Origin of the sequence: Actinophytocola sp., assembly GCF_050699935.1 — a bacterium.
Taxonomy (GTDB): domain Bacteria; phylum Actinomycetota; class Actinomycetes; order Mycobacteriales; family Pseudonocardiaceae; genus Actinophytocola.
Genome location: NZ_JBOHGB010000202.1, coordinates 1 through 10,744, shown reverse-complemented (window position 1 = coordinate 10,744; position 10,744 = coordinate 1). Strand labels below are relative to the sequence as shown.

At 72.0% G+C, this 10,744-nt stretch carries 12 protein-coding genes; 4 read left to right on the top strand and 8 right to left on the bottom strand.

Going from position 1 to position 10,744, the window contains the following annotated elements; genetic code table 11:
* Positions 1-442 precede the first annotated feature (442 nt).
* Positions 443-889, top strand: coding sequence for a hypothetical protein (locus tag ACRDTB_RS35185; RefSeq protein ID WP_431436573.1), 447 nt, complete (start codon positions 443-445; stop codon positions 887-889).
* Between the two features lie 21 nt (positions 890-910).
* On the opposite strand, the gene ACRDTB_RS35180 is transcribed toward ACRDTB_RS35185, so the two are convergent.
* A complete protein-coding gene (locus ACRDTB_RS35180) occupies positions 911-1,717 on the bottom strand; it encodes an esterase/lipase family protein (RefSeq protein ID WP_431436572.1) in 807 nt (268 codons plus the stop codon).
* A 128-nt stretch (positions 1,718-1,845) separates the two neighbouring features.
* Between ACRDTB_RS35180 and ACRDTB_RS35175 the strand changes: the two genes are divergently transcribed.
* Complete coding sequence (locus tag ACRDTB_RS35175) at positions 1,846-2,139, top strand: YiaA/YiaB family inner membrane protein (RefSeq protein ID WP_431436571.1); 294 nt, start codon at positions 1,846-1,848, stop codon at positions 2,137-2,139.
* 45 nt (positions 2,140-2,184) lie between these two features.
* On the opposite strand, the gene ACRDTB_RS35170 is transcribed toward ACRDTB_RS35175, so the two are convergent.
* A complete protein-coding gene (locus ACRDTB_RS35170; protein WP_431436570.1) occupies positions 2,185-3,078 on the bottom strand; it encodes an SDR family NAD(P)-dependent oxidoreductase in 894 nt (297 codons plus the stop codon).
* Positions 3,079-3,429: 351 nt separating this feature from the next.
* On the opposite strand from ACRDTB_RS35170, the gene ACRDTB_RS35165 reads away from it, so the two are divergent.
* Positions 3,430-4,926 (top strand): S8 family serine peptidase, encoded by a 1,497-nt coding sequence (locus ACRDTB_RS35165; protein WP_431436569.1) that lies wholly within the window; start codon positions 3,430-3,432, stop codon positions 4,924-4,926.
* 129 nt (positions 4,927-5,055) lie between these two features.
* On the opposite strand, the gene ACRDTB_RS35160 is transcribed toward ACRDTB_RS35165, so the two are convergent.
* From ACRDTB_RS35160 to ACRDTB_RS35145, 4 genes are all read right to left on the bottom strand, one after another.
* Complete coding sequence (locus ACRDTB_RS35160; protein WP_431436568.1) at positions 5,056-6,000, bottom strand: peptidoglycan-binding protein; 945 nt, start codon at positions 5,998-6,000, stop codon at positions 5,056-5,058.
* Between the two features lie 16 nt (positions 6,001-6,016).
* Complete coding sequence (locus ACRDTB_RS35155; protein ID WP_431436567.1) at positions 6,017-6,871, bottom strand: M23 family metallopeptidase; 855 nt, start codon at positions 6,869-6,871, stop codon at positions 6,017-6,019.
* Between the two features lie 182 nt (positions 6,872-7,053).
* Positions 7,054-7,620 carry a B3/B4 domain-containing protein gene (locus ACRDTB_RS35150; protein WP_431436566.1) on the bottom strand — a complete coding sequence of 189 codons (567 nt, stop codon included), beginning with the start codon at positions 7,618-7,620 and terminating at the stop codon, positions 7,054-7,056.
* The gene (locus tag ACRDTB_RS35145) at positions 7,617-7,871 is read right to left on the bottom strand and encodes a hypothetical protein (protein ID WP_431436565.1); all 255 of its coding nucleotides are present in this window, start codon (positions 7,869-7,871) and stop codon (positions 7,617-7,619) included. Before ACRDTB_RS35145 ends, ACRDTB_RS35150 begins: the two co-directional genes overlap by 4 nt.
* 107 nt (positions 7,872-7,978) lie before the next feature.
* Here ACRDTB_RS35145 and ACRDTB_RS35140 point away from each other — a divergent pair, with 107 nt between their 5' ends.
* On the top strand, positions 7,979-8,347 hold the full coding sequence (locus tag ACRDTB_RS35140; RefSeq protein WP_431436563.1) for an STAS domain-containing protein: 369 nt from the start codon (positions 7,979-7,981) through the stop codon (positions 8,345-8,347).
* Positions 8,348-8,370: 23 nt separating this feature from the next.
* On the opposite strand, the gene ACRDTB_RS35135 is transcribed toward ACRDTB_RS35140, so the two are convergent.
* Both ACRDTB_RS35135 and ACRDTB_RS35130 read right to left on the bottom strand, forming a co-directional pair.
* Complete coding sequence (locus ACRDTB_RS35135) at positions 8,371-10,314, bottom strand: aconitate hydratase (protein ID WP_431436562.1); 1,944 nt, start codon at positions 10,312-10,314, stop codon at positions 8,371-8,373.
* Between the two features lie 76 nt (positions 10,315-10,390).
* A partial coding sequence (locus ACRDTB_RS35130; protein ID WP_431436561.1) for a hypothetical protein occupies positions 10,391-10,744 on the bottom strand: 354 nt, incomplete at its 5' end.

Below are 10,744 nucleotides of genomic sequence, written 5' to 3'. Positions count from 1 at the left end.
TCCCAGCACAGCACCGCGTCGGTCAACTCGAACAAGGCATCCGCACGGCGAGACAGGCAGGCATAGAACCCGTCGCGGAACGCGGCCAGTTCCCCGAGCACAACGGCAGTGTCGGGGTGGTGCACACTGATCAACTGAAGCCCTTGGCGTGATCGTCTTCCCTCAGCAAGAAGCATGATCAACCAAGGGCTTCACCCATGATCAACCGGGTGCGCGTCCGAGCCCCAGAACGTTAAAACTCAAGCTAGGCTCAGTTCCGTTCGCTCCTTGCGGATCGCACGCAGCCGAGCGCCCACGATCCGGTCCCGGGGCCTCGGGGGCTGTCGCTTGTTCGGCACGCTCTCACCTTCCCACCCTTGGAAAGCCCAGCACCTTCCCGAAAACGACCCTACTGTCCTCAGTGCAAGCCCGCACTTCGAGACGAGAGCAGTAGGAGACGAGCATGGGAGACCGACCGTCTACTTTGGATTCTGATGGGATTTCGGCGCGGTGGCCACACATCGCGCGGTTCCTGCATGTCACCGCGTCCGGTGGAGTCGATCACGAGGTCATTCCGTGGCTGAGCATCGACGGGCACCTGAGTCCGGCGGAACGGGCAGCCGGCAACGAGGAGTGGGCCGACTTCTTCGAGTGGCGTTTGGAGCAGCGTGCCGACGAGTTGGCCGGCGATCGGATCAGGCGCCATCTGGTGGAGAAGTGGACCGACAGCATGGCCTACACCTGCCGACGGTGCGCCGCGTGGGCGCGGGGTACGGACCCCGGCGAGTGGGTTCCGCAACGCCTGCGCAGGCCCGACCTGGACGCGGAAGGCGAGGCAATCATGAACAAGACCATCGCGGAGCTGGACGAGTTCGAGGAGCCGGCTGAGCAACTGGCCATCGCGGGTTAGCGGACTTCGCCGCGAGCGACATCACGAGCCAGCGCGCAACTCGGCGCAGTCCGAGGGATCCGGCTCGGTGAGCGGGCCGGTGCCGAGTGCGCGCAGGACGAGCCCGGTGACGAGCGGGTCCACCGGTAGCTGTCCGTGCACCACGACCGCGTCCGGGCAGACGTCCTGCAACGGCACGTTGACCGCGCCGGGCAGGCGCGCGGAGTCGGGCGGGAGCACGGTGCGGTCGTTCTCCGTCCAGACCGAGAGCCAGTCCACGGGCGGATCCCCGCCGATCCCGGCCAGCAGCGCACTGCCCGGGGCGAGCTGCTGGCAGGCCACCGGGCACGCGCCGGGCGCGAGCACCCCGCCGCTCGAGGCGAGGCGCGTCCCGTGCAGCGGCGAGCCGAGGCTCACCACCCGGCGCGCGATGCGGGCGCCGTCGCCGGTGGCGACCCAGAGCCGCGCCACGACCCCACCCGCCGAGAACCCGATCACGTCCACCGAGGGCGCACCGGCGTCGACGGCGTCCCGCGCGGCCCGTGCCAGCACGCGGGCCTGAGCACGCAGGTCACCGGTCCCGTCGCCGGGCAGCGTCAGCACCTGCGCCTCGCGGCCCGTCCGTCTGATTCGACCGGCCAAAGTGGACAGCGACTCCCGGGACCCGCCGTACCCGGGCACGAGCAGCACCGGCCCGGGCCGGTCCGGCGGCGCCGCGCCGGGCGTTTCGTCCCCGTCCTCGGCGAGCAGCGGCACGAGCACGGCGACCGCCGCGGCGGCGAGCGCGACCGCGACTGCCACGACCAACCCGCGCCGCCGCCTGCTCAGCCCGCTCCACCAGTGCCACACGCCTCCCATGATCCCCCTCGTGCGGTAGGCCTGGAAGCCGAGCGGGCGGACGGCTTGCGACCGGTTCGTAATCCGTTGTGAGTAGGCATACTCAAGACACGCGCCGCGCGCCCGGCGATGCTCATCGCATGACCACTCCAGTGCAGTCCAAGTCCCCCACCACGGCCGCCTTCTTCTTCCAGTCCGCCGCCTCCTTCGCGATCTCCACGAGCACCGTCGTGATCGGGATCGCGTTCCTGCCCGTCGATCCCTGGGTGCGCGGCTTCCTGGCGATGGGCCTGCTCTTCACCGTCTCCTCGGCCTTCACGCTGGCCAAGTGCGTCCGCGACAGGCAGGAGGAGGCCTACGTCGCCAGCCGGGTCGACCGCGCCCGGGTGGACAAGCTGATCGCCGACCACGATCCGTTCAAGGTCGACGTCTGACCGTCGCTCACCGTCCACATCGGACGCCAGGAACGAGCGTGGCGGTCAGGACGTCACGCCCCAGCGCGGTTCGGCCAGCCACTTGCGCAGTGTCGGCGGCAGCCGCTTCTCCAGCCCATACGGTTCGAGGTGGGCATGGAACACCTCGGCGAACGCGTGCTCGACACCGTCGGCGTCCCAGCGGGTGCGCTCGAGGATCGGTGCCTTCAGGTACGGCTGGCCGACGATGTGCAGCTGCGGGCCGTTGCAGCGGATCAGCTGCCCGGTGACGCCGGCCGACCGGTCGCCGAGCAGGTAGACCACGAGCGGCGCGATCTTGTCCGGGGTGCTCTCCGGCGGGCAGGCGCCGCGGGCGCGCTCCGAGCCGAGCACCATCCGGGTCCGCGCGACCGGGCAGACGCCGTTGACGCGGATGCCGACGGCCTCGAGGTCGAGCGCCCACGAGTAGGTCAGCGAGGCGACCGCGCCCTTGCTCGCCGCGTACGTGCCGAGGGCGCGCTGGCCGAGCGAGGCCCCCGAAGAGATGTTGACGATCGACCCGCCGCGCCCGGCCATGGCCCGCACCGCGGCGAGGCCGGTGTAGATCACTCCGAGCACGTTGACCTCGATCAGCTCGCGCACGGTCCCCAGGTCCTCGTCGGCCGGGAGGGCCTCGTAGTGGAGGCCGGCGTTGTTGACGAGCCCGTCGATGCGCCCGTACTCCGCCACGCATAGGTCCACGATCCCCCGCGCCTCTCCGGGATCGGCGACGTCGTGGGCGCTGACCACGGCGGCGCCGCCGAAGGACCGGATGGCCGCCGCCGTGTCCTCGGCGGCTTCGCCGTCGATGTCGTTGACCACCACGGCCGCCCCCACCCTGGCGACCTGCGTCGCGAACGCGCGGCCGAGCCCCCGACCGGCCCCCGTGACCACGACCGCCCGCCCATCCAGTGACGTCATCGCCTGCCCCCCAACCACCAGTGACCTGGTCAAGACCAGTGTCGGTCGGCGCGGCGCCCGCTCACCACTCGCAACGACGGAAGGTCACTACGGTGCGGCAAGCGCGCCGCGGGCCCTTCGGTGCTCCCGATCAGCCCGGCACAACGCCGCGGTGAACGAGCGATCCCGGATGACCGGTCATCGCGGTTGCCATCGGTGAACGCGCGTGCCGGCCGGGTCGCCCGCTCGGCTGCACCCGGGGCCCGTCCCCCGCGCGGGGGACGCGGGGCGTAGTCCCTCCAGCACGTCACGTCACCTCATTGGGGGTCGCTCGTTAGTGGGACAAGCGTCGTCGCTGGTTGGAGGCTCAACATGATCGGTCGATCTTCGCGCGGGTGGTCACCACGGAAGCTCGCGCTCGCTGCCGCCTTCGCGCTCCTACCCATGGGCGTCGGGGTGCCGGCCGCCGCCGCACCCGGCCCGGTGCTCGCGCCGCTGTCCGCCTCCCTCGCCCGCACGCTCGGCACCGCGGCCGACGCCCTGCCGATGGCCGTCCTCGTGCACGGCAGCGACCTCGCCGCCGCCGACGCGGCCGTCCGGCAGTCCGGGCTCACGGAGCTCACCAGCTTCGACCGCATCGGCGTGGTCGCCGCGACCGGCACCGCGAGCCAGGTCCGCGCCGCGCGCGCACTGCCGGGCGTGACCTACGTCGAGGGCAACGACCCGCTCCGGTTCTTCGCGAGCTCGGGCACCAAGGCCACCCGCAGCCTCGCCGCCCAGCGGACTCTCGTCGGCGCCAACGGCAAGAAGCTCAACGGGACCGGCGTGTCGGTAGCGGTGATCGACAGCGGCATCGACCCGACCCACCCCGCCTTCACCGGTGCCGACGGCAAGACCCGGGTCGTGCGCAGCCTCAAGGGCGTCTGCCTCACCGAGGGCACCCCGACCGCCGGCTGCATGGTCGACCTGCCCACCGTCGTCGACACCGACCTGCTCGCCGTCGGCGGCCACGGCACGCACGTCAACGGCATCGCCGCCGGCAACAACTACACGCTCGCCGACGGCACCAGGGTCGGCGGGTCCGCGCCCGGCGCCAAGATCGTGTCGCTGTCCGTCGGCGCGGCGCTGCTGATCATCGGCGCGGACGCCGCGCTGAACTGGGTGCTCGAGAACCACGCCGCGCCGTGCGGCCCCGGCGTGCCGGCCGCGGCCTGCCCGCCGATCAAGGTGATCAACAACTCCTACGGCCCGTCCGGCGGCGGCGCGTTCGACCCGAACTCGGCGACCGTGAAGCTCCAGCGCCAGCTGGCCGCCGAGGGCGTGGTCACCGTGTGGGCCAACGGCAACGACGGCGGCGACGGCTCCGCCAACCTGTCCAACCCGCCGGGCACCGACCCGACGCCGGGCATCGTGTCCGTGGCCTCGTTCAACGACCAGGGCACCGGCACCCGCGACGGCACGGTGTCCGAGTTCTCCTCGCGCGGCGCGTCCGCCGCCCCCCGCACCTGGCCGGACATCTCCGCGCCCGGCGAGAACATCGTGTCCGCGTGCCGGCTCTACCTGCCGATCTGCGCGACCGGCCTGCAGCCGATGAACGGCCCGGGCGCGCTGGACGTGGGGACCTACAACGTGATCAGCGGTACCTCGATGGCCGCGCCGCAGATCACCGGCATCGTGGCCCAGCTGTTCCAGGCCAGGCCGTCGGCCACCCCGGGCCAGATCGAGAACGCGCTCAAGGCCACCGCGTACAAGTTCTCCGCCGGCGCGCCGTACCGCGCGGTCGGGCCGTACACGTCCAGTTTCGACAAGGGCACCGGCCTGGTCGACACGGTCGCCGCCGCCAAGGCACTCGGCGCCCGCCCGGCCTGACGTGAGCGCGAGCCTGGAAGGACGCCTTCCGGACACTGGACGCCCGGGAGGACGCCTTCCAGGCATTGGCGCCCGGCCCGTGCCCGCCGCCCCGGGGAAGGCGGCGGGCACCCCTCGGCCGGGGCCGGGTCAGCTGGTGCAGCCGCCGGTCGGCAGGCTGCCCAGGCTCGGTGGCGTGGCCCCGTCGTAGATCGCGAGCAGGTAGCTCTGCGGGCAGCGCGCGTTGCCGTCGCTGGTGCGGATCTCGACGTGCAGGTGCGGCTCACCGGAGTTGCCCGTGTCGCCGGTCGTCGCGAGCCGGGTGCCGGCCGACACCTGCGCGCCCTCGGCCACCGCGCGTTCGGACAGGTGGCAGTAGATGAACCGCGAGCCGTCCGGTTGCAGCAGCCGGATCCCGATGCCGCAGGAATCGCTGTCGTAGTGGTCCACCACGCCGCTGGTGATCGCGTAGGCGGGCACATAGGACACGATGAGGTCGACCGCCGGGTTGGCGTTCCAGTGCGAGGCGCCGTAGGCCTCGCGGGGCAGCGCGCCACGGTCGAGCGGGAGCGAGAAGCCGGACGGGTCGCCACCGCCGGCACCGCTGACCAGGCTCTGCCAGGTCTGCGGGCCCACGAGCCCGTCGACCGCCAGCCCGTGCGAGCCCTGGTACGCACGCACCGCGCCGTCGGTGACCGGGCCGAAGGCGCCGTCCACGGTGAGCCCCGCGCCGTACTTGTTCAGCTGCGTCTGCGCGGCCTTGACCGCCTCGCCGCTGCTCCCCTGCTGGACCGGGACCACGAGCCGCGGCCAGGTCTGCGGGCCCACCATCCCGTCCGCGGTGAGCCCCTGGGCGGCCTGGAAGTCGGTGACCGCCGCGGCGGTGACCGGGCCGAAGTCGCCGTCCGCCGGGATGTCGTGGCCGTGCTGGCGCAACAGGTACTGCACGGTCACGGCGTCCGCGCCGGTGGCACCCTGGCGCACCGAGGGCCAGGGCTCGGCGGCGCTCGCCGGCGGGGTCAGTACGACGAACAGGAGGGTGAGCGCTAGGGCGGCGGCGGTGGCCGCCACCCTGACGAGTCGACTCGATCGCATGTCGGCCGGCTCCCGCTCAGCCACAGTGCTCGTACGGGCTGGTGTAGGACGCCGAGCCGGCCGAGCCGCCCCACTTCACGCACGTACTGGCCGCGTGGCGGGTGACCGGTCCGGCGTAGTAGGAGAAGTTGCCCGAGTCGGTCACCTTCGAGCCGCCCTGTGCCTGAAGATGCGCCGAGACCGGTGTCTTCTTGCCGATCGAGGACGTCTTCATCGTCGCCACGCAGTTCCGCCCGTTGCCGGAGTTGTAGAGCAGGTACACGCGCGCCGCGCTGCCCAGGTCGTGCGAGTCGATCACGGAGTAGCCCGAGCCGCACACTTCCCTTGCCGTGTAAGGGTTCCCGCCGCAGTTGTTGCGGCTGGTGAAGTTGGTGTGGCCGAAGTAGGGCACGGCCCGGCCGTCGAGCACGGCCTTGCGGACCGTCCCGTTGAGACGCTGCTCGTAGTGCAGGTGCGGTCCGGTGACGCCCCCGGTCGCCCCGGCCTTGCCGATCTGCTGGCCCAGCGAGACCCGCTGCCCCTCGGAGACCTGCTGCGCCGACAGGTGCGCGTAGCGGGTGCGGTACCCGGCGCCGTGGTCGATCTCGATCCACCGGCCGTAGCTGACGCTGCCCTCATTGTCCACACGGGACACGGTGCCGCCGGCCGACGCCAGCACGGGCATCCCGGTGATGCCGGACTTCTGGAAGTCGACCGAGTTCGGGGGGCTGTGCCCGCTGAACGTCGCCGCGGTGACCGTCGTACCGCACCGGAACGGCACCTGGAAGTTCGGCGCGGCGGCCGCCGCCGGCGCCTGAACCACCGCGGTGACGGCCAACGCCCCGAGAGCGCCGGCCACGGTCACTACGAGGCCCCGTCGTACTGCTCGCATTGCTCTACCTCCGCCGTGCAGGGATGCGGACGCGTGCTGTGACACGTGCCCGTGACAATGTCACATATCCACCAGTAGCGGCAACGAATCGTGGCTTTGCCACCGAACCGGCGTCGCCCGGCCGACGCGAGGCCTAACCCGGGTTGGTTCGCTTGGCCGCACTACCTGCTCCCAGGTGGGCGTCAGACCACGAACTCCGATGCCGACCGGCGCGGCAGCGCGGTCTTCGGGCTGAGCGGCCAGACCGCCGCGAGGTCCTCGGCGAGCGCCGCGACGAGCCGTGTGACGTCGTCGGGGGCGGTCTTGTGCAGCCCCTCGGCGACGATCAGCACCGAGCCGGTCGTGTCGCGGACGGCCGAGCGGCCGCTCTGCCGGTTCGTCCACCGCCGGGCGTGTGCGCGCCCCGCCGAGTCGGCGTAGACCACCTCGCCCGGCTCCGGGTGCTCGGTCGTGCCCGCGAAGGTCTCGTAGGTCTCCTCGCCGGTCGCGTGGCGCACCTCGAGCGTCTCCGCGAGCTCGGCGACGTCGAGCACGGCGACCGGGATCGCGAACGCCAGGGAGGCCGCGTTGCACAGGTCGATGAGCGGGTGGATGCGGGGCAGCTCGCCCTGTTGGATGGTTCGCTCCGCTCCTCCGCTACTCGCCGTCTTCCTCCGTGCGATGCTCGGCGCTGGCGCGCATGCGCTTCTCCGCGGAGCGGAGCTTGCGGAGCGACCGTGTCTCCGTCCAGACGGCGAACGCTCCGTCACTCCCGCTCACGGTCCTTGCGGAAGCGGCGCAGCAACGACTCCGACGCGCACCGGTACTGCGTCGGCTTGAGCCCCAGCCGGCCGAAGGCCCGCCGCCACGCCTGGATCTCGGGCAGCTCGGACTCCACTCGGCCGGCGAGCCGGTCCCCCGCCACCGCGGTGTACCGCGAGACCCGCTCGGCGACGTCGGCATCCGGGCCGACCCTGCCGCGTACAGCACGCCCGGCACGAGGCGCGGAAACTCCCGCCACAGGTCGTCGGAGTGTCGGACAGCACGACGCCATCCTCCCGCGACCGGGACGGCCACGTCACCCGGGAATACGATGGACCGCGTGCCCGGCGAGCTCGAGGAGCAAGCATGTCACCGGCCGAACACCCCGCGGACAGCGACGCCGCGACCGTCGACCTCGACCGGCGGGGCGTGGTGGCCGTGCTACGCGTCGGCGGTGAGATCGACCTGCTCGCCGACGCGGCGCTGCAGAAGGCCGTCGCGCGGGCGCTCGCCGACGAGCCGTCGGTGTTCGTCGTCGACCTGACCGAGGTCACCTTCCTGGGCTCCACCGGGCTGAGCGCGCTCGTCGCCGCCCAGCAGGCCGCCGGCGAGCGGACCGCGGTACGCGTCGTGGCCACCACCCGCGTGACGCTCCGCCCGATCGCGCTGGCCGCCCTCGACACCGTCCTCGACATCCGCCCGTCGCTGGAGGACGCCCTCGACCCGGCGCCGTGACCCGCGCGTAGCGGCAGGCGTGGTCAGCCGATCCGGCGGACGAGCAGCGGGATCCGCCCGCCCGCCCGGACCGCGTCCACCTGGCGGGGTGAGAGGCGATGGCGCAGCCGGTACTCCTCCCCCGTGGTCACGTTGCGTGCGGTCAGCTCCGGGCCGTCCAGGGTCAGGTCGTCGAGGGCGAGCACGTGCCCACGCTCGACGCGGTCGTAGTCGGTCGGGTCGGCGAACTCGAGGGCAAGCACGCCGAAGTTGGCCAGGTTCTGCCAGTGGATGCGGGCGAACGACTTCGCGACCACGGCACGCAGGCCCAGGTGGCGCGGGGTGATCGCGGCGTGCTCGCGGGAGGAGCCCTGGCCGTAGTTGTCTCCCGCGACCACGAGGTGGCCGTCCCGGGCCCGCGCGGCGCGGGCCGGGTAGTCCTCGTCGATGCGGGTGAACGTGAACTCGGCCAGCACGGGCACGTTGGACCGGAACGGCAGCGCCCGCGCCCCGGCCGGGGAGATCTCGTCGGTGGACACGTCGTCGCCGACCTTGAGCAGTACCGGGGCCTCGATCCGGTCCGGCAGCGGCGGGAAGTCCGGCAGTGCCGAGATGTTGGGCCCGCGCACCAGCTCCACGCGCTGGGCCTCCTGTGGCGGCAGCGGCGCCACGAGCATGGCCGTGTTCACCGACGCCCGTTCGGGGAGGTCCAGCGTCGGGTGGTCGATGCCCAGCCGCGCGGCGAGGTCCCGCGGGTCGGTGATCTCGCCGGTCAGCGCCGCCGCGGCCGCGGTCTCCGGCGAGCACAGCCACACCGAGTCCTCCCTGGTGCCCGACCGGCCCGGGAAGTTCCGCGGGAAGGTGCGCAGCGAGTTGCGGCCGACCGCGGGTGCCTGGCCCATCCCGATGCAGCCGAGGCAGCCGGCCTGGTGGATGCGCGCACCCGCCGCGATGAGCTCGCCGGTGGCACCGATCCTGGTCAGGTCGGAGAAGATCTGCCGCGACGAGGGGTTCACGTCGAAGCTGACCGCGTCGTGCGTCTGGCGCCCGGCGACCATGGCGGCGGCGATCGCGAAGTCCCGCAGGCCGGGGTTGGCCGACGACCCGATCACCACCTGGCTCACCGGCTCCCCGGCGACCTCCCGCACCGGCACCACGTCACCCGGCGACGACGGCCGCGCGATCAATGGCTCCACAGTGGACAGATCAATGTGGTCGGTGAGGTCGTGGCCGGGATCGGGATCTGCCATGAGCCGGGTGAAGTCGCCGGCCCGGTCCTCGCCGCGCAGGAAGGACTCCACCGCGTCGTCAGCGGGGAACACCGACGTGGTCGCGCCCAGCTCGGCGCCCATGTTGGCGATCACGTGACGGTCCATAGCGGACAGTGTGGCCAGTCCCGGCCCGTGGTACTCGAGGATCCGGTCGCGCCCGCTCTGAACCCCGTGGCGGCGCAGCATCTCCAGGATCACGTCCTTCGCCGAGCTCCATGCCGGCAGCTCGCCCGTCAGCCGGATGCCCCAGATCTCCGGCATCCGCAGGTAAAGCGGCTGCCCCGCGATCGCGAGCGCCACCTCCAGCCCGCCGACCCCGATCGCCAGCATGCCGAGCGACCCGGCGGCGCACGTGTGCGAGTCGGACCCGGCGAGGGTGCGGCCCGGCACGCCGAACCGCTGCATGTGCGTCGGGTGCGAGACCCCGTTGCCCGGCTTGGAGAACCACAGGCCGTAGCGGCGGCACGCGGAGCGCAGGAACTCGTGGTCCTCGGCGTTCTTCTCGTCCGCCTGCAACAGGTTGTGGTCCACGTACTGGACGCTCACCTCGGTCCGCGCGCGGTCCAGATCGAGGGCCTCCAGCTCCTGCATCACGAGTGTCCCGGTCGCGTCCTGGGTCAGGGTCTGGTCCACCCGGATCCCGATCTCGTTCCCCGGCACGGCCTCGCCCTCGACCAGGTGTGCGTCGATGATCTTGCGCGCGACTCCGATTCCCATAATGACGTCTCCTTTCCCGAATCCGGCCTCGGGTACCACGAGGACGGTGGTTCGAATCGGCACGGCCGTCCCAGGGTTACGATTGAAAATTCTTGGCCTGACTACGACCTTCGGCGGAGTCGGGTTCCCAGGTGGACGACGTATGTTTCCCCAGCACGAGCGAACTGGGGCTTTCGAGCCGGACACGAATCGGGGCGTCGTCATGGGTGATGGTTTTCATGTTGTGGTGGGGGAGGTGCGGGCGCACGCGATGGTGGTGACGGCCGTTGCGCAGCGGGTGCGGTCGGCTTCGGGTGGTGCGCGGGAGTCGGTGGGTGGTGGCGCGTTTGGGCAGATTGGTGAGTTCTTCGCGTCGGCGGTCTCGCAGGCGTGTGCGGAGTTGCGGCAGGTCGGTGCTGTCGCTGGGCAGACGGTGGATCAGGTGCGGTCG